The sequence below is a fragment of the Streptomyces sp. OfavH-34-F genome, from assembly GCF_022347745.1.
Taxonomy (GTDB): Bacteria; Actinomycetota; Actinomycetes; order Streptomycetales; family Streptomycetaceae; genus Streptomyces.
In genome coordinates this window covers 1-18,796 of sequence record NZ_JAKRGC010000117.1, presented here as the reverse complement: position 1 = coordinate 18,796, position 18,796 = coordinate 1, and the positions used below count along the sequence as shown (strand labels likewise).

Annotated in this window: 17 protein-coding genes and 1 pseudogene; 12 read left to right on the top strand and 6 right to left on the bottom strand. The window is 72.2% G+C overall.

Annotation, left to right across the window (positions count from 1 at the left end):
• Positions 1–358: 358 nt before the first annotated feature.
• Together MHW47_RS18490 and MHW47_RS18485 are read left to right on the top strand one after the other, a co-directional pair.
• Entirely contained in the window at positions 359–532 is a 174-nt protein-coding gene (locus MHW47_RS18490; protein WP_239224664.1) for a hypothetical protein, read from the top strand.
• Positions 533–572: 40 nt separating this feature from the next.
• Positions 573–2,165, top strand: coding sequence for an FAD-binding oxidoreductase (locus MHW47_RS18485; protein WP_239224662.1), 1,593 nt, complete (start codon positions 573–575; stop codon positions 2,163–2,165).
• Between the two features lie 117 nt (positions 2,166–2,282).
• Here the strand turns inward: MHW47_RS18485 and MHW47_RS18480 are convergent, their stop codons facing one another.
• The 5 genes from MHW47_RS18480 to MHW47_RS18460 form a co-directional block, all read right to left on the bottom strand.
• Positions 2,283–3,011, bottom strand: a complete 729-nt coding sequence (locus tag MHW47_RS18480) for a phosphatase PAP2 family protein (protein WP_239224660.1) — start codon at positions 3,009–3,011, stop codon at positions 2,283–2,285.
• Between the two features lie 241 nt (positions 3,012–3,252).
• Positions 3,253–4,260 (bottom strand): bifunctional lytic transglycosylase/C40 family peptidase, encoded by a 1,008-nt coding sequence (locus MHW47_RS18475; RefSeq protein ID WP_308381614.1) that lies wholly within the window; start codon positions 4,258–4,260, stop codon positions 3,253–3,255.
• Positions 4,261–4,340: 80 nt separating this feature from the next.
• Positions 4,341–4,787: a hypothetical protein gene (locus tag MHW47_RS18470; RefSeq protein WP_239224666.1), complete on the bottom strand. Its 447-nt coding sequence runs from the start codon at positions 4,785–4,787 to the stop codon at positions 4,341–4,343.
• Between the two features lie 21 nt (positions 4,788–4,808).
• Positions 4,809–6,608, bottom strand: coding sequence for an alpha/beta hydrolase (locus tag MHW47_RS18465; RefSeq protein WP_239224658.1), 1,800 nt, complete (start codon positions 6,606–6,608; stop codon positions 4,809–4,811).
• Entirely contained in the window at positions 6,605–7,057 is a 453-nt protein-coding gene (locus MHW47_RS18460; protein WP_239224656.1) for a hypothetical protein, read from the bottom strand. The genes MHW47_RS18465 and MHW47_RS18460 overlap by 4 nt, the downstream gene beginning before the upstream one ends.
• A gap of 272 nt (positions 7,058–7,329) precedes the next feature.
• Between MHW47_RS18460 and MHW47_RS18455 the strand changes: the two genes are divergently transcribed.
• A complete protein-coding gene (locus MHW47_RS18455) occupies positions 7,330–8,502 on the top strand; it encodes a low temperature requirement protein A (protein ID WP_239224654.1) in 1,173 nt (390 codons plus the stop codon).
• 3 nt (positions 8,503–8,505) lie between these two features.
• On the opposite strand, the gene MHW47_RS18450 is transcribed toward MHW47_RS18455, so the two are convergent.
• Positions 8,506–9,669, bottom strand: a complete 1,164-nt coding sequence (locus MHW47_RS18450; RefSeq protein WP_239224653.1) for a hypothetical protein — start codon at positions 9,667–9,669, stop codon at positions 8,506–8,508.
• Positions 9,670–9,946: 277 nt separating this feature from the next.
• Between MHW47_RS18450 and MHW47_RS18445 the strand changes: the two genes are divergently transcribed.
• The 9 genes and pseudogenes from MHW47_RS18445 to MHW47_RS18405 all read left to right on the top strand — a co-directional run.
• Positions 9,947–10,744, top strand: coding sequence for a DUF4232 domain-containing protein (locus tag MHW47_RS18445; RefSeq protein WP_239224652.1), 798 nt, complete (start codon positions 9,947–9,949; stop codon positions 10,742–10,744).
• Between the two features lie 76 nt (positions 10,745–10,820).
• The gene (locus tag MHW47_RS18440) at positions 10,821–11,258 is read left to right on the top strand and encodes a hypothetical protein (RefSeq protein ID WP_239224650.1); all 438 of its coding nucleotides are present in this window, start codon (positions 10,821–10,823) and stop codon (positions 11,256–11,258) included.
• A gap of 88 nt (positions 11,259–11,346) precedes the next feature.
• Positions 11,347–12,021 (top strand): DUF402 domain-containing protein, encoded by a 675-nt coding sequence (locus tag MHW47_RS18435; protein WP_239224649.1) that lies wholly within the window; start codon positions 11,347–11,349, stop codon positions 12,019–12,021.
• Between the two features lie 292 nt (positions 12,022–12,313).
• On the top strand, positions 12,314–12,622 hold the full coding sequence (locus MHW47_RS18430; protein ID WP_111336477.1) for a hypothetical protein: 309 nt from the start codon (positions 12,314–12,316) through the stop codon (positions 12,620–12,622).
• A gap of 180 nt (positions 12,623–12,802) precedes the next feature.
• Entirely contained in the window at positions 12,803–13,669 is an 867-nt protein-coding gene (locus MHW47_RS18425) for a hypothetical protein (RefSeq protein ID WP_239224647.1), read from the top strand.
• Complete coding sequence (locus tag MHW47_RS18420) at positions 13,659–15,008, top strand: hypothetical protein (protein WP_239224646.1); 1,350 nt, start codon at positions 13,659–13,661, stop codon at positions 15,006–15,008. The genes MHW47_RS18425 and MHW47_RS18420 overlap by 11 nt, the downstream gene beginning before the upstream one ends.
• Positions 15,005–16,555 (top strand): SCO6880 family protein, encoded by a 1,551-nt coding sequence (locus MHW47_RS18415; protein WP_239224645.1) that lies wholly within the window; start codon positions 15,005–15,007, stop codon positions 16,553–16,555. Before MHW47_RS18420 ends, MHW47_RS18415 begins: the two co-directional genes overlap by 4 nt.
• A gap of 38 nt (positions 16,556–16,593) precedes the next feature.
• On the top strand, positions 16,594–18,012 hold the full coding sequence (locus MHW47_RS18410) for an ATP-binding protein (RefSeq protein ID WP_239224643.1): 1,419 nt from the start codon (positions 16,594–16,596) through the stop codon (positions 18,010–18,012).
• 1 nt (position 18,013) lies between these two features.
• Positions 18,014–18,796 (top strand): annotated as a pseudogene (locus MHW47_RS18405) (type VI secretion protein); the annotation flags it as partial.

The following is an 18,796-nucleotide window of genomic DNA, read 5'->3' as shown; positions in this document are numbered from 1 at the left end:
GCCGCCCCCGCCCGCGCACCCGGCGGCGGCCGCCACCACGCCCACCACGGCGAGGGCGCGCACCGCGCGCACCCCGCCACCGGACCTGTGCTGCTGCACCACCATCGCCTGCCATCCCCCAACGACGTCCCGTGCCCTTGTCCTGGGCCCTGTCAAGGCCCCACCCGCCTCGCATAACGACGGCCCCGGACACCTGTAACGTCCTGCACCCCGAATGCCACCGGGCGGGGGTGCCGGGGAGCGCGGCGGAGGAAGTCACGCCCCGTGCGCCCCGTATGCCCCGCGTCCTCCCTCCCGTGCGCTCCCGGCTCCCCGCGCACCCTCCCGGCCGGGCCCCCGCGGCCAGTACCGTGGTCGCGTGTACGACCGACACGCCGCCGAGACCCCGCCCGCCCGGCCCGCCCATGAACCCACCACCGTCGAACGCGGCTCGTTCTGCACCGCCCGCTGCACTTGCGGCTGGTACGGCCCGGCCCGCCGGTCCCGCGACCGGGCCCGCACGGACGCCGAGGAGCACCGCACGGCGGCCTGACCACCGGCCCTCCCCTCCCTTCCCCCCACCCGGAGGTCCGATGACGACCCCGCCGAACCGGCGCACCCTCCTCGCGGCGGGCGCCGCCGTGCTCGCCGGTGCCACCACCGCCGCGTGCGAGGGCACCGACACCACGGACCCGGCGGGGGGCGCCGCCCCGCCCTCCACCGCGCCCTCCCGCTCCCCCGGCAGATCCGCCTCCGCCACCCCGTCCGGCGCCGCCGACTGGCCGGCCCTGGCCGCGAGCCTGGACGGACCGCTCATCCGGCCCGGCGACGCCGCCTACCCGACCGCCCGCCGGCTCTACAACACCCGCTTCGACGACCAGCAACCGGCCGCCCTCGCCTACGTCCGCCACGAGGACGACGTACGCGAGTGCCTGGCGTACGCCCGCCGCGCCTCGGTGCCGGTCGCGATCCGCAACGGCGGCCACTCCTACGCGGGCTGGTCCGGCGGCACCGGCCGCCTGGTCATCGACGTCTCGTCCCTCGCCCGCGTGGACGGCGACGGCACGATCGGCGCGGGCGCCAAGCTCATCGACGTCTACCAGGGCCTCGCGGACCACGGCGTCACGATCCCCGGCGGCTCCTGCCCCACGGTCGGCATCTCCGGCCTCACCCTCGGCGGCGGCCACGGCGTCGCCGCCCGCGCCTACGGCCTGACCTGCGACAGCCTCACCTCCGCCACCCTCGTCACGGCCGACGGCACCACGCTCACCGCCGACGCCAAACGCCACCCGGACCTCTTCTGGGCGCTGCGCGGCGCGGGCAACGGCAACTTCGGCGTCGTGACACGGCTGCGCTTCCGGACCCACCCGGCCCCCCGGACCGTCATGGCGTACATGGCGTGGCCGTGGTCGCGCGCCGGGGACGTGGTCACCGCCTGGCAGGAGTGGGGCCCGGACCAGCCGGACGAGATCTGGTCCGCCGCGCACCTCGACGCGGGCCCCGGCGGCGTCGATCCGACGGTCTCGGTCTCCGCGTTCAGCCTCGGCACCTACGGGGACCTGCAGAACGCCGTGGACCGCCTCGCCGACCGCATCGGCGCCTCCGCCACCTCGGTCTCGCTGCGCCGCCGGGACTACCGGGAGGCGATGCTCGTGTACGCGGGCTGCTCGGGCCTCTCGGACGCGCAGTGCCACCTGCCGGGGACCACGCCGGGCCGCACCCCGCAGGGCGTCCTGCACCGCGAGACCTACGCCGCCGCCTCCGACTTCTACGACCGCTCGCTGCCCCCGGCGGGCGTCGCGGCCCTGCTCTCGGCGGTCCGGGCGTTCACCCGGCTCGGCCCCGGCCAGGGCGGCGGAGGCTCCGTCGCGCTGACCGCGCTGGGCGGGGCGGTGAACCGGGTGGCCCCGCAGGACACGGCGTTCGTGCACCGCGGCTCCCGGGTGCTCGCCCAGTACATCGGCGCCTGGCGGCCGGGCACGCCGGGCACCGCCCAGCAGAACTGGCTCAGCAACACCCATGCGGCGATGCGCCCGTACGCCTCCGGCGGGGCGTACCAGAACTACCCGGACCCCTCGCTGACCCGGTGGCGCACGGCGTACTACGGGCCGGCGACGGACCGGCTGGCCCGCGTGAAGAAGCGGTACGACCCGGAGGGCCTGTTCACGTACCCGCAGGGGCTGTGAGGGGCGCGCGGGGCCGTCCCCGTACAGCCGCCCCGGTCTCGTACAGCCGGCCCGGCTCCGTACACACGTGTGCCCCGGAAGCCGGGGGCTCCGGGGCACCTGCGCTGCCGGGGCGGGTCAGGCCGCGAGGCCCTTCTCCCCGTCGGAGCCGCCGCCCGATCCGGGCCGGGGCTCCGGGATGCCCATGGAGCCGTCCCGGCCGGCGGCCTCGGGACGGGGCCGGCGCGAGCGGACGAGCGGGCCGAGCCGGGGCGACCGGGAGACGGCCGTCACCAGGGGCGTCAGCATCATCATGGCGAGGGGCGCGAGGAGCAGCGCGACCGCCGTACCGAGGGCGAATCCGCCGATGACGTCCGTCGGGTAGTGCACGCCCATGTAGACGCGGCAGAAACCTTCGAGCAGGGCGAGGCCGATGGCCGCGAGGCCGAACCTGCGGTGCGCGACGAACAGCCCGACGGCCAGGGCCATCGCCATCGTGGCGTGGTCGCTGACGAACGAGAAGTCGTTCTTCCCGTCGACCAGGACCTCCAGGCCCGAGTGGTCCTTGAACGGCCGCGGCCGTTCCACGAACTCACGGATCGGAATGTTGATGAGCAACGCGACGCCCGCCGCGAGGGGAGCCCAGACGAGCCCGGCCACCCCTGCCACGGAATCCTCGGCCGTGCCGCGCCGGCGCACGCTCCACCAGCACCACAGGACCACGAGGACCATGCCGAGCATGATCCCGTACTCTCCGACGAACTCCATGACCCGGTCGAACCAGGTGGGAGCGGACTTGGCGAGCCCATTGATGTCGTAGAGCAGGCTGACGTCGGGGTTCGACCCATCCAGTGCGAGTCCAGCCATCTGCTGCGGCCCCTTGCCTTGTCTGCTGCTGCGGCACACGTCCCTGTGCGCCGCGATTCACGAACCCCCCGTATTCGGTTCGTCCACGCCGATCTTCCACGCGCCCACCAGAGAACGACGCACCCCGCGCGTACGTTCCACTCTCCACCGAATGATCACGATGACGTTATCGAAGAGTGATACATCGCCGCAGCTCAGGGCACAGGTTGCACGGAGAGTTCCGGACACCCGCATGCGCCGGTCAGGCCGCGGGCCGCATGGTCGGCAGGGCCGCGGCGCCGTCCTTGGTCACACGTGTGGCGCCGAAATAGTCGGGCGTGTCGATCTTGTCGAACCGAATGACGGCCCCAGTGTACGGAGCGTTGATCATGTATCCGCCCCCGACGTACAGGCCGACGTGATGAATGGCCCGCGAATTGGTCAGATCGTCGGAGAAGAACACCAGGTCCCCGGGGAGCAGTTCGTCACGCGACGGATGCGGCCCCGCGTTGTACTGGTCGTTCGCGACGCGCGGCAGCTCGATGTCCACCGTCCGGTACGCGGCCTGGGTCAGCCCGGAACAGTCGAACCGGCCGCCCTGCTCCGGCGTGCCGTTGCCGCCCCACAGATACTTGGTGCCCAGCTTCTTCTGTGCGAAGTAGATGGCCCCGGCCGCCTGCTGCGAGGGCTGCACCCGGCCGACCGGACGGGCGAAGCTCTTCTCCAGCGACCGGATGATCCTGACGTAGTTCCGGGTCTCGGAGATGTTCGGCACCCCGCCCGACTTGATCACGCGGTACGCCCCCGCGTTGTAGGCGGCGAGCATGTTGTCCGTCGGATCGCCCGGAACCTTCTTCACGTACCCGGCCAACTCGCAGTCGTAAGACGCGGCGGAGGGGATGGCGTCGGCCGGATCCCACACGTCCCGGTCCCCGTCGCCGTCCCCGTCGATGCCGTGCCCCGCCCAGGTGCCGGGAATGAACTGCGCGATGCCCTGCGCGGCGGCGGCACTCTGCGCCCGGGGATTCCAGCCGCTCTCCTGGTACAGCTGGGCGGCCAGCAGCGCCGGGTTGATCGCGGAGCACAGGTTGCCCCACTTCTGGACGAGGCCCTGGTACTTCGCGGGCACCGCCCCCTTGGCCAGCGCCACGGCACCCCCGCCGCCCCCGACGAGCCCGGCGGCGGCGGAATAGGTCCCGACCACGAGCAGCGCCACGAAGCACGCGGCCATGCCCACGCCGACCCCTGCGGCCACCCAGAATCTACGCACCCGTCAACCATGGCCCATCCGCGCGGCGTTCGGGAGCGATTTCGACGGTGTGTACGAGTGGCCGGGGGCACAGGGGGCGCTCAGGGAGCGCCGGCGGACCAGAAGGCACAGCGGACATGGGGCCGGGGCAGCGGATAGATCCCCTCGTACGAGGGCCCCCGGGGCGGATCAGCGGACTCCGCCACCTCCGACAGAGCCACCCACGGGCTGTCCACCTCGAAGAAGGCCTGGCCGCCGCCGAACACGAGCCCCACCCCGAACCCGTCCGCCGTCCGGGCGTGGACGGCCGGAGAGCAGCGATCGCTGTTGACCGCCCGGATACGGAAACCGCGCTCCGTCCAGCTCCGCTCAACCACGCCCAGAAAACTCCCCCGCCGCCCGGCGGAGATGACCGTCATCACCGTGCGCCGGCGCGTGACCTCGCCGTCGCCCGTGGTCGTGGGCCCGTGCGCCCACTGCACCGGCGGCACGAGAGCCTCCAGCGTCCGGGCCAGAATCCCGTCCGCGCGTTCCGCGGCCTCCTGCATGTCCACGCCCACTCCCCTCCCTCACCGGTGTCCCTCGGACCTGAGTTCACTCGCCTTCCCGGTCGCGATCAACGCGATGCTGTTGGCGGAAGCGGCGTCCCGCGACGGGTCGAAGTACTGCGCGTGCGCGTCCGCGTTCGGCCGTCCGCCGCTCAGCACCCCCGGACCGTCGTCCACCGCGAACCTGCGCGCCCCGAACGCCTCGTCGGCCGGGTTCTGCCCGAACCACAGGTCGTCGCCCCCCGGGTCGGCCACCGCCCCGAAGAGCCGCGCGCCCCCCGGGCCCAGGCTGGTCAGCCCGACGAACCCGGCGGCCGCCTGCGCCCGCGACGGCACCGAGGTCACCACGTCGTTGCGGGCCGCCCCCACGAACACGTGGTCGCGGCCCACCCCGAGATCCTCCGCCCGGTCCACCCCGACCCCCGGACTCCCGACCAGGACGATGTCGTCGACCCCCGGAATCCCGCCGTCCTGCTGGGTCGCCGCACCGACGGTGCGCGATCCGTACGAGTGGCCGATCGCCGTCAGGTGCGGGTCCTCGTAGGCGCTGGTGGCCGCCAGCCCGCCCATGAACCGGCTGAAGTCCGCACCGCCCCGGACGGCCCGTTCGTCACCGGCCACGTCCAGGCTGTCCAGACCGTCGGGGAACTGCGGCGCGTCGTACCCCAGCCAGACGATCGCGGCACTCGACGGATCGTGCTGGTGCATCCCGATGGCGGTGTCCCGGGCGCGCTTGAGGTCCGACCGGGCGAAGGCCCCGTCCAGCGACGTGTTCAGCCCCGGCACATAGGCCGCGACGTTCCGCGCCGTGTCCGGGTTCCCGAACGACACGATCGCCCGCCCGTTCCCCTCGTCGCCGATGCCCAGGAGGTACATCGGCGGCCGGCCGCCCGCGTTCAGCTGACGGTCGATCTCCCGCAGCCCCTCCAGCCGCACCCGCGCCTCCTCGTCGCCCCGGCCCTCCAGCTCCCCGATCAGGAGCCGCAGGTTGTCCCGGTTCGCGACGTCGCGGATCAGCGACGGAATGCCGTCCAGGTTGCCGATCCGGTCCGGATACACCGCCAGGAACTCCTCGCGCTGTTCGTCCGTCAGCCCGTACCACCACTCCCGCCGCTCCTCCGCCGACGCGTCCTGCGGGATACGGGACCTCAGATAGCCGTCCGCCAGGCGCCGGACCGCCGCCGCGTCCCCCGCCGCGTCCGTCCACGTACGGTCCGGGACCTTCAGCCCCTCCTCCGCGCGCAGCCCGCGCAGCACCCGCGTGAAACGCCAGTCGGCCTCGGCCGCCGCCCGCACCGCCCCGGTGATCCGGTCCGCGATGTCCTGCGCCCGCACCGCGTTCGGGTTCGGGGCGACCAGCCCCGACGACGGGTACAGGCCCGGCGCCCGGGTCACCCGGGCCGTGCCGCCCGGCAACGGCTTCCCGTCGACCACCCCCTCACCGCCCGGCGGGTACGTCACCGAGCCGTCCGCGTGCACGGTGAACCGCAGCGCCTCCGCCTCCTCCAGCGCCCGCAGCAGCACCGTCTGCTGCCCCCGCATCTCGTGCGCGAGGCTGTTCAGCGCGGTCCGGACCAGCCCGCACTCGGTGTACACGTACTGCAGGTTGCGCCCCAGCTCCCGCAGCCGGCCGACCGCCGCACCGGCCGCCGCGCCGCGCTGCGTCTCGCGCAGACCCGTCATCAGCTGCCGCTCGATCCGGTCCCGCCCGGCATCCGCCCGGCTGCCCGCCCTGCCCCAGCCGTCGGCCGCGCGCTCCAGCTCGGCGCACGCGATGTCCCGCAACTGAGCCCACGTCAGCGCGGACGAGGACAGCGTCATCGCTCGACCCCGTGGGTGCTCGGCGCGGCGGGCCGGAACGACGACCGGACCGCCGCGTCCGTCTCGCCGTGCGCCCGCGCCACGGCACGCAGGGCTCCCGCGAGCGCCCCGCACTCCTGACGGGCGGCCTCGAAGCGGCGCACCCAGGACTCCTGGACGGCGCCCAGCTCGGCCGGCGCGTTCAGCCCGGCGGTCCCGGCCGCCACACCCTCGTGCCCGGCCGTCAGTTCCGCGCGTACGGGGGCGAAGTGAGCGCTCATGGCCTGGACCCCACCGGCGGCCCGCGACCAGACCCCGGCGGTGTGGCGCAGCGCGGGGGTGGGGGGTGTGGCGGGGGAGGCTGGCGTGGTGGGTGGGGTCGGCGTGGCGGGGGTGATCGGTGTGGCGGGGGTGGTGGCTGCCGGGCCGTCCGCGCCGCCATTCACCAGATCGCGCATTCTCTGCCGCATGTCGCTCATCGTTCGCCCCGTTCGTACCTGTTCGTCAGGATCGTGGAGCGGCACTGTGTCAAACACAGCCCCCGCGACATGCCGCGCTCCGGCCGGGCCGGGGGCGGTCGGGCCCCGTTCCCCGGCCCGGCCGCCGCATTCCCCCGTCCGCGGGGATCACCCGAACGATGGACCGGCGCCCCGCACCCGTACCCCTTCGGGCCCTCCGTCGCCGGCCGGTGCGGCGCGGCCCGCACCGCCGCGCGCCCGCCCACCCGGAAGAATGCGCCCCCATGAGCGCATCGTCCCCTTCCCCCGGCTTCTGGCGCCGCCCCATGGTGGCCCGCCGCGCCGACGAACAGCACCGCGCCTCGACCATGCTGGAGCTGTTCTTCGACCTCTGTTTCGTCGCCGCCGTCGCCCAGGCCGCGTCCGCCTTCGAGCACGAACTCGCCGCGGGCCGCGTCGGCCACGGCGTCCTCGGCTACGCGATGGTGTTCTTCGCGATCTGGTGGGCGTGGATGAACTTCACCTGGTTCGCCTCCGCCTACGACACCGACGACGTGCCGTACCGGCTGCTGACGTTCGTACAGATCACCGGCGCCCTGGTCCTCGCGGCGGGCGCGTCCGAGGCGCTGGAGCACGAGGACTTCACCGTCATCACCTGGGGCTACGTGATCATGCGGCTCGCCATGGTCACGCAGTGGCTGCGGGCGGCCCGCTCCGACCCGGAGCGGCGCCACACGTGTCTGGCGTACGCCGCCGGGATCTTCGTCGTGCAGATCGGCTGGGTGGTACGGCTGGCCCTGCCGGACAGCACCGGGCTCCTCACCTTCGCGATCCTCGTCGTCGCGGAGATCGCCGTTCCCGCCCTGGCGGAACGCAAAACCACCACCACCTGGCACCCGCACCACATCGCCGAGCGGTACGGCCTGTTCACGCTGATCGTGCTGGGCGAATCCATCACCGCCGCCACCAACGCCGTACGCACCGCCCTGGACACCCACGCGGCGCTCGGCGACCTCGCCGCCCTGGTCGCGGGCGGGCTGCTGACGGTGTTCGCGCTGTGGTGGCTGTACTTCGCGCAGAGCGCCCCGCAGCTGCTGACCAGCCTGCGCACGGCGCTGCTGTGGGGGTACGGCCACTACCTCGTCTTCGCGTCGGCGGCCGCGGTCGGGGCCGGGCTCGCGCTGAACGTCGCGCACACCGCGGGGCACGGCCACATCACCGACCTCACGGCGGCGGCCGTCTACACCGTGCCGGTCGCGGTGTTCATCACGCTCGTTTGGCTGCTGCACCACCGCACCGCCGGCCTGCGCCGCACGGCCGACGTCCTGCACCCCCTGGCGGTGCTCGCGGTCCTGGCCGCCACCTTCGCCCCGTCCCCCATCCTGACGACGGGGATCGTCACCGCGCTCCTGATCGCCGCCACCCTGTTCCTGGCCTCCCGGGAGCGGCGGGGGTGACCCTCAGCGCCCGCCCGGCCGCGTCATCTGGCCGGGCAGCACGATGCCCTGGGCGTGGGCGGTCTTCCCCGGCCGCAGGGTCCAGGGCACCGGAGGCGTGGACGTCAGCCAGCCCTCGTCGATGAGGGTGCGCACGATGACCCCGCGCAGCTCGCGCGACAGCTTCTTCCAGCCCAGCCCCTTGCACAGCTGGCCGTACGAGGGGCCGTGCCCGTGCCCCGTACGGAACGCCACGGTGAACTGCGCCGCCTCGCGCCCGCAGTCAGGGTGCCCGGTCCGCCAGGTCTCGTAGGCGTCGAGCCCCGACCGGGGCATGGGCAGCGGGGTGGGCGCGGTCATGAAGGCGTTCGCGTACCGCGCGAAGGGAAGGCGGCAGAGCCGGCAGGTCTCGACGGCCTCCACATGGCGCAGCAGCGCCGGGCTGACGTCCGCCTTCCACTCCGCCCAGCTCTCCGGCGTCGCCTCGGGGGCCACCGCCGCTTCCCGCGCCGCCCGGCGCTCCTCCGCCTCCCGCGCGAGCGCGGCGATCTCCTCCGGCGTCCGGAACAGGCCCGCGAGATGGCCCACCGCGGGGGCGAGCCGGTAGGTCTTCCCGGTCACCTCCGCCAGGAAACCCTTCTCCAGGAGCACGGGCACCGCCGGATAGCAGGCGGCCGGCAGATCGGCCGGGGCGTGCCCGACCAGTTCGGCGGAGCAGTGGGCCGCCAGGAACAGCGCCGCCAGCCGGACCGCCGACGAGCCCTTCCGCACCGGCTTGGCCAGCCGCGTACGCAGGCACCAGCCCGAGACCCGCGACCGCGCGTCCTTGCCCAGCGGCAGCACATGGCCGGGCCCGGGAGTCATGTCCGGCACGAGAATGCCGGCGGGCTTGTCCGGATCGCCGTCGATCAGATGCGCGGGCACCTCCCAGCCCGCCGCGGACAGGTCCGCCACGGCGCCCGCCGGGTCCTCCAGCCGCAGCGACCGCAGGTCCGTACCGGTGAGGTTGCCGACCCCCGTCCGCGCGGCCCGGATCGCCACGACGGCGGCGAGGAGCTGTGCGTCGACGGAGCGCAGCGGCAGGGCTGCCACGTACGACAGGAGCGCACGGGCGCTCTCCCCCTGGTGCGGCGTGAGCAGGAAGGGCGGCGGGGCGACGACACCGTCCCCGGGGGACGCGGTCGTCACGGGGGGCACGGCGGACACGACAGGCTTGGGCACATCACATCTAACGGTGATCGGACCGCGGAAGTCACGCGCACCCCGTGACCGGCCCCGGAAACACGACCGGCGCCCGGCCCCGGGGGACGTCAGCGGGACGTCAGGGAGGCGTTAGCGGAACATGAGCGGCGCGCGGGAAGCTTTTCATGTCAGAACGTCCGGTGGGGGAGCGGTTCGCCGCAAGATCCGGATTCTGGCACCGATCCGACCAATCGACCGCCACAGAAGACTTCGGGGAATCTCCATGCGTACGATCCGCAACCGCAAGCGCACCGCCGCCCTCGGCACCGCCGTCACCGCCGTGCTCGCCCTCGCCCTCACCGCCTGCGGCGGCGACGGCGGCGGCACCAAGTCCGCCGGCTCGGCCGACACCTCCGCGACCGTCGCCGCCGAGGCCCCGACCACGGCCACCGACGGCGCCACCACGGCGGCCAAGAACGAGGACGGTGCGAAGACCGGGGGTTCCTCGCAGGCCGAGAGCGGGAAGACGACCGGCGGCTCCACCGACACGGTCGCCTCCAGCAAGGCCGGCTCCAAGGGGACCACCGCGAAGACCGGCGGCGGCGACACCAGCGACAGCTACGCGTACAAGCACCCCTGCAAGAGCTCGGACCTGTCGGTGCGCGTGTACGCCCGCCAGGGCTCGGCCACGCAGCACGTCATCGAGGTCAACAACACCGGCAAGAACTCCTGCGGCCTCAGCTACTACCCGCGCGTCGCCCTCGGCGCCGCGAACGCCTCCGACCACAGCGGCGACATCATCCCGCTCGTCCCCGGCGGCCTGGGCGGCGCCCCGGCGTACCCGGTGAAGCCGAAGACCGCCGCGATCGCCGTCATCGACCTCAACCCGGGCGGCAAGAACGGCGTGACCTGGGTCAACGAGCTGAACGTCCTCGCGGACGGCGAGAACATGTCCAACGCCGAGCAGCTCAACTTCCCGCTCGGCCCGGACGTGAAGGTCGGCACCCCGAAGCTCGGCCTGTACTCCTCCTCCATCGCCGACGCGGTGGCCTCCATGAAGCTGGCGAACACCAAGCCCTGACCCCGACGGGGCCAGGCCACGGGGCCCTCCGGCGGACCACGACGGTCTGTCGGAGGGCCCCGCTACGATCCGTGGCATGCCTGCCTTCCGCGATTTCAACTTCAAGCTGCTCGTCATCGAGCAGCTCATGTACGAGGACGAGACACTCACCCCGGTGTTCCGCATAGCCGACTGCCTCAAGGCGAAGGGCATCGACCAGGACCCGCAGACCTACGCCTACGAGAACGACCTCGCGTACACCGTTCTCGACGAGGCCCGCGCCTACTTCGAGGCGCTGGAGATCAGCCCGGAACTGCTGGCCACCGTGGAGACGCTGGTCCTCGACGGCGGGCTGGAGGTCTACCAGGAGTGCGCCCCGGTCTGGGACGGCGAGGACGACCTGTTCGACGTGGGCTCGCTGGAGGACCTGGACCTGCTGCCCAACCTGCGGCTGATCAGCGGAGTGGACGACTGCGGGCTGGGCATGGCGTTCGACGCCGACGTCCTCGCCGCCCGGGGCATCGCCACCGACTGACGCCCCCTCGGGGCCCACACACCGTCACCGGCCGGGCCCCGCACGGCCGTACGTGTCCGCCGCCCGAACGGCGGGCATGATCAAATACATGAAAGAGGACAAGAAGGACAACGCAAGCGGCACCCCGGGCCAGATCCTGCACTGGAACTTCTTCATAGGCGGCCATCTCAGCGCCTCCGTCCCGGTACGCCTGGTCGAACGCACGGACGCGGGGCAGCTGGTGTGGATGAAGTCCGGCACCCCGATGTGGCGCACCGCCCTGCCGCGCGGCATCACCCACCTGCGGGACATCGACCCGCACGAACGCCCACCCGAGGGCTTCCCCGTCGTACCGGGCCGCTGGCCGATGGGCGACGCCCTCTTCTACCAGCCCACGGGTGCGGCGCACTCGGTGCTGTGGCTCTTCGGCCGCAGACACAGATTCCGCGGCTGGTACGTCAACCTCGAACGCCGCGTCCACCACGGCGCCGACATCGACATCACCGACCACGAGCTGGACATCAACGTCGCCCCGGACCGCACCTGGGCCTGGAAGGACGAGCAGTCCTTCGTGGAGAAGACCGGCCACCCCGCGTACTGGACGGCCGAGGAAGCACAGGCGATCCGGTCCGAAGGAGCGACCGTCGCACAGCTCGCCGAGGCCGGAATCTTCCCCTTCGACGGCTCCTGGTGCGATTTCCGGCCACCCCCTTCCTGGAAAACCCCGGCCCGTCCCCCCACTCCGCGCCACCCCCTGCTCCACCCCACCGACGCCGCGACCTGACATCCCGCGCCCCACGGGGCGCGGCTCGGCCGCCTTGGCCCTATCAGCCACCATGGCGAAATATCGATCATTGCCCGGCGTCACTCTCCGTGATACACAGAGTAATCATACGCATTTCGCCCATACACCGATTCGATCCGCAGGTCAGGCGGTCAGACCGGTCAAACGTGCGAGATCCGGGTAAAGAGAGCCGTGAAGTCGTCGTACGAAAGCAGTTTCATCAGCGAAGATAGAGGGTGACCCGTGCCGTGCGGCACGGGTGCCGAACTACCCAACAGGGGCGGTGACTTACATGATCCTGGCAGCTGAAAAGGGCGACATCACCACCATCATCGGCGGAATCGCCCCCAACTGGGGGCCGTTCGGGAGCCTGGGCAACGAGGCTCGCGTGATGATCGAAGTGGTGATGGCCATTGCCATCCTGCTGTGCCTCGGCATCGCGGTCTGGGGAGCGGCCAAGCAGCGGATCGGCGCGACGGCACTGCGCGACACCTTCAGCGCGGAACAGGGCAAGGGGCTGATCGTGGCCGGCCTGACCGGTGTGTTCATCATCGGATCGCTGGGAACCCTGTTCACCATTGTCTACGGGATGGCCGTCTGACCGGGCGTCAACCCGACCGGGGCCCGTCCACCCCACCCCTTCCCATCCGCCCGTCGTGCCCACCGGCAGAGGTTGCGTACCCCTGATGTCGAGTCACCACACCGCGTCCGCGCGGAGAGCAGCACGGCTACCGTCGTACCACGACACGGTTCGAGCAACGGTTGAGGGGGCGTACGCGGCATGAGTCTCGGCGACGAGGACGGCTACGGCAACGACGCGGGTCGGTCGAGCGACGCCTACAGCACCATCGGCGGCACCCGCCAGACCCGCACCCGCCTCCCCGACGGGCCGTCCGGCGACGCCTACGGCCCCCGCCGCCCGGCCCGCAACTCCCGCTCCCTCATCACGTTCGCCGGCGTGGTGATCCTTCTGCTGGGCGCCATCGCCTTCGCGAACATGGGCGGCGACAACGGCTCCTCCGACAAACCGGGCACCGGCTCCGGCGACAAGGCAGCCGCCGCCCCCACCGCGGCCACGGGCACCAAGCCGGTGACAACGAAATCGGGCACCATCCCGTCGGGCTTCGCCCACGACAGACAGGGAGCGGAGAGCGCGGCGGCGAACTACGCGGTGGCACTGGGGTCCGCCGAGATGTTCGTCGCCTCCTCCCGCCAGGCCATCGTGCAGGCCACTCACGATCCCGGCATCGTCCAGAAGCTGACTGCCGACCTCAACGCGGCTTACTCGCCCACCTTCCTCAAGAACGTGGGCCTCAACGAGGACGGCAGCGCTCCCGCTGGCTTGACGTTCGTCTCTCGTACGGTTCCGGTGGGAACGACGGTGGTCGAACAGTCCGCAGACTCGGCCACGGTGGAGGTGTGGTGCACCGGACTCGTCGGTATGGCCGGCGAGGGGTCCACAAAGCCGGTGACGGAGACCTGGTTCACCATCACCGAAAAGCTCAAGTGGGTCGGCAACGACTGGAAGATCGAGTCCTCCAGCCAGACAGAGGGCCCCACCCCGGTCAGCGGTGACAACCGGGCTTCTTCGGCCGACGAGATCGCCGGTGCGGTAGAGGGATACGGAGGCTTCGTCTATGCCCGATAGCCGTCGCTGGAGCCTGCGCTCCCTGACCACGCTGAGCGTCCTGCCCCTCCTGCTCCTGCTCGCCTCCCGCGCCTCGGCAGAGCCCTCGCCCTCTCCGTCTCCCAGCAAAGAGAGCAATGAAGCCTGCGACCTGATCGTCGGACTCGCCAAGGACTACTGCGAAGGCGACGCCAGTCCCAGCAAGGCCACCCCGCCCAACAGCACCGACCCCGCCCTGGACCCGCTCACCTCCCTCGGCCGTGGCTGCGCAGACGCCGCCGCCTGGATCGTGGGCAAGCTCAGCGACGCAGTCGACAGCACCGCCAACGTCGACTTCACCAACACCCGCTTCCTCCAGCAATACGCCATCGTCTTCGCCGCCTCCACCGTCCTCACCCTCGTCCTCTGGCTCCTCGCCGTAGCCAAGCGCGCCATCCGCGGCGTCCCCCTCACCACCGCCATCTCCGAAGCCATCGGCTTCCTCTGGCTCACCGTCCTCGCCTCCGCCTTCACCCCCCTCATCCTCTACACCATCGTCTCCGCCACCGACGGCGTCACCGAAGTCATCGCCTCCTCCTCCGGCGGCCAGACCGACGTCTTCTTCGGCTCCTTCGCCGAGGCCCTCAAAAAGGACTCCGACATCGGCGGCGGCCCGATCATGCTGATCGTCGTCTCCCTCGTCTCGATCCTCGCCGCCGGCATCCTCTGGCTCGAACTCGTCATCCGAGCCGCCCTCCTCTACGTCGGCGCCCTCCTGGGAACCGCCGTCTACGCCGGCCTCGTCGACAAGAACATGTGGGGCCACGTACGCCGCTGGGCAGGCATCATGATCGCGGTCATCATGGTCAAGCCCGTCATCGTCGTCGTCCTCGGCCTCGCCGGCGCCCTCTCCGCCGACGACGGCCCCGACGCCTTCTCCGCCGTCGTCTCCGGCCTCGCCATCATCCTGCTGGCCATCTTCGCCTCCGCCATGATCTACCGCTTCGTCCCCGGCTTCGGCGACGAGATCCAGGGCGCCCGCACCAACCGCAAACAGGCCACCGACGGCTCCCAGGCCGCCGCCATGATCAGCTCCCCCGCCGCCCTCGTCTCCCAGGGCATCAAGACCCACAGCAGCCGCGGCGGCCAGAACAGCGGCGACACCAGCGGCGGCGGCGCCCGGCCCGCCAACCCGGTCAGCGGCGGAGTCGCCGCCCACAGCTCCCGCAACACCGCAAGCGGCGGCGGCTCCCCCGCCGCACCCCCGCCCCGCAGCGGCTCCGGGCCCACCTCCGGCACCCCGCACAGCAGCCGCGGCACCCGCGGCCCCGGCAGTCCAGGCAGCACAGGTAACAACCGCACAGGAGGTGGCGGGCGTTGAGCACCCAGTCCCATCCCATCGCGCCCCGCCGTACGTATCTCATCGGCCGCGCCCGGCCGAACGCGATCGTCGGCAAGAACCGTGAGACGGGTGAGATCGCCCTGATCATCGCCGGCGCGTTCCTCGGCATGATGAGCGGCCTGCTCGTCCCCGTCCTCTCCCTGCGCATCGCGCTGCTCACCGGCTTCCCGCTCCTCGCCATCGCGATGGTCTACGTCCCGTACCGGCACCGGACCTTCTACAAGTGGTTCGAGATCAATCGCAGCTACAAGCGCTCCCTGCGCCGCGGCACCACCTACCGCTCCGCCGCCATGGAAGCCGGCACCCGCGCGGACGGCCGCGAGGTCGAGATCGGCCCGCCCCCCGGCATCGGCCGCATCAACTGGCTCTCCGCCCCCTTCGGCCCCGACGAGATCGCCGTCCTCCTCCACGCCGACCGGCGCACCGTCACCGCCGCCATCGAGATCGAGGGCCCCGGCGTCGGCCTGCGCGACAGCGAGGACCAGGAAGCCCTCGTCGACCGCTTCGGCACCCTCCTCAAGCACGTCGCCAACGGGGACGGCTTCGTCACCCGCCTCCAGATGCTCGCCCGCACCCTCCCCGCCGACCCCGACGCCCACGCCAAGGACGTCGCCCAGCGCGGCGACCACAACTCCCCCCGCTGGCTCCAGGACTCCTACGACCAGCTCCAGTCCATGGTGTCCACCTCCAGCGAGCAGCACCGCGCCTACCTCGTCGCCTGCATGCACTTCAACCGCGAGCTCGCCGCCGAGGCCAACGCCATGGCCCGCGCCGCCCGCCCGCACACCGGCCGCAAGCTCGACCGCGACGCCGGACTCGCCGTCGTCATGGCCCGCGAGCTGACCGACATCTGCGCCCGCCTCGCCGAGGCCGACATCCGCGTCCGCCAGCCGCTCGGCCAGAGCCGCCTCGCCTCCCTCGTGCACTCCATGTACGACCCGGACCACCCCATCGACCACATCCAGGCCATGACCAGGCGCAACGCCTGGCCCGCCGAGCTGGACGCCGTCGAACCGACCTACCTCCAGGCCAAGACCCGCGAATCGTCCACCCGTGCCCCCTGGTGCCACGCCACGGCCTGGGTGAAGGAGTGGCCCATGACCCCCGTCGGCGTCAACTTCCTGGCCCCGCTCCTCGTCCACACCCCCGACGTCATCCGTACGGTCGCCGTCTGCATGGACCTCGAACCCACCGAGGTCGCCATCGAACGCATGCTGACCGAGAAGACCAACGACGACGCCGAGGCCAGCCGCCAGGCCAAGATGAACCGCACCGTCGACCCCCGCGACATCGCCGCCCACGGCCGCCTCGACCAGCGGGGCGAAGACCTCGCCAGCGGCGCCGCCGGAGTCAACCTCGTCGGCTACATCACCGTCTCGTCCCGCTCCCCCGAAGCCCTCGCCCGCGACAAGCGGACCATCCGCGCCTCCGCCGGAAAGTCCTACCTCAAGCTCGAATGGTGCGACCGCGAGCACCACCGCGCCTTCGTCAACACCCTGCCGTTCGCCACCGGCATCCGCCGCTAACCACCGGTCCGCACACCGAGAGGGAGGTCAGTCACGCCATGCGAGATCCGCTGTCCGCGTTGTCGGACGCCTTTACCGCCTTCCTCTTCGGGAAGGTGGAGACCACCCGGCTGCCCGTCCGCACCTCGACCGGCCAGGCCCAGGCCGTCTACCTCCCCACCGCGGCCCCCGGCCTCGGCGACTCCGGCGTGATCATCGGCCGCGAGGTGTACTCCGGCAAGGGCTACGTCTACGACCCCTTCCAGCTGTACGGGCAGCAGCTCCCCGCCCCCCACTGGCTGGTCCTCGGCGAGTCCGGCAACGGCAAGTCCGCGCTGGAGAAGACGTACGTGCTCCGCCAGCTCCGCTTCCGCGACCGCCAGGTCGTCGTCCTGGACGCGCAGGGCGAGGACGGCGTCGGCGAGTGGAACCTCATCGCCGAACAGCTGGGCCTCACCCCCATCCGCCTCGACCCCACCTCGGCCCTCAACGGCGGCATCCGGCTCAACCCGCTCGACCCCGCCATCACCACCACCGGCCAGCTCGCCCTCCTGCGCACCATCATCGAAGTCGCCATGGGCCACGGCCTCGACGAACGCTCCGGCTTCGCGCTCAAGGTCGCCCACGCCTACGTCAACGCGACCACGACCGACCGCCAGCCCGTCCTCACCGACATCGTCGAGCAGCTGCGCCACCCCGAACCGGAATCCGCCCAGGCCATGAACGTCGACCTGGACGACGTACGCGCCTGGGGACTCGACGTCGCCCTCGTCCTCGACCGGCTCGTCGACGGCGACCTGCGCGGCATGTTCGACGGCCCGACGTCCTTCGGCATCGACCTGGACGCCCCCCTGATCGTCTTCGACCTCTCGCACATCGACCGCAACTCCATCGCCATGCCCATCCTGATGGCGATCGTCGGCGTCTGGCTGGAACACACCTGGATCAGGCCCGACCGCAAGAAGCGCATCTTCCTGGTCGAGGAAGCCTGGCACATCATCAACTCGCCGTTCGTGGCCCAGCTCTTCCAACGGCTCCTCAAGTTCGGCCGCCGTCTCGGCCTGTCCTTCGTCGCCGTCGTCCACCACCTCAGCGACGTGGTCGACGGAGCCGCCGCACGCGAGGCCGCGGCCATCCTCAAGATGGCCTCGACCCGCACCATCTACGCCCAGAAGGCCGACGAGGCGAGAGCCACCGGCCGGGTCCTCGGACTGCCCCGGTGGGCGGTCGAGATCATCCCCACCCTCACCCCCGGCATCGCGGTCTGGGACGTCAACGGCAACGTACAGGTCGTCAAACACCTGATCACCGAAGCCGAACGCCCTCTCGTGTTCACCGACCGCGCCATGACCGAATCGTCCGCCGACGACCTCGTCCCGGACGACGTAAGGGCCGCCGACCTCGAAGCGGAGGAACGCGCGGCCAGGATCGAGAACCAGCAGCGACTGAACGAGTCGTCCGAGTCAACGGTGGCATGACATGGCAGGGAGCGGCGGAGCGAATCCCGGCGACGGCAAGGGGGGCGGCATCCCCGACGGCCTGCTCATCGGCCTGCTGGTGTTCCTTCTCGGCCTGACCCTGCTCGCCTGGGCGGCCACCGGCCTCGCCGGCCTCTTCGCCCACGGGGCCTGGCCCGACGGCGTCACCCTGCCCGAAACCCCCCTGGCGCTCCGCCGCCTGCTGGACGCCCCGCACGACCTGCCCGCCGCCTGGCCCAACACCCCGCCCGCCCAGCTCTCCGGATACGGCCTCTTCTGGGGCCTGCTCATCGGCGAACTGATGGTGCTCGTGGTGCTGTCCGTGTTCGTGATGGGCGTCGTCACCCGCGCACGCGCCGTCCTGGCCCACCGCCGCGCGGAACGCTCCGACCGCCTCGCCCGCCACGAACAGGCACTCCGCGAACAGCGGGCCCGGCGCCGCCTGGACCAGGGCAGGAGCGGCAAGCGCGGCCGCCGGAACAAGGAGCGGGAGTACGCGGACGAGCAGGCGTTCCCCGACCCCGCACCGGAACCCGCCGCCCCCTTCCGCGCGGCGGCCCCCGAAACGCCCGCCTCCGCACCGGCGCTCCCCGTCCCCACGGAACACACCCCCGAAACCGCACCACCCGCCCTCGCCCCCGCGACACCGGTGACCGGCACACCCACCCCCGCGACACCGACGACCGCCGCACCCGCCCCGGCCGCCGTGCCCGCCCCGCGCACCCCGCTCGTCCCCTACGGCCCCCCCCCCACCCCCCGGGCCACCGCACCCCCGGCGACCCCC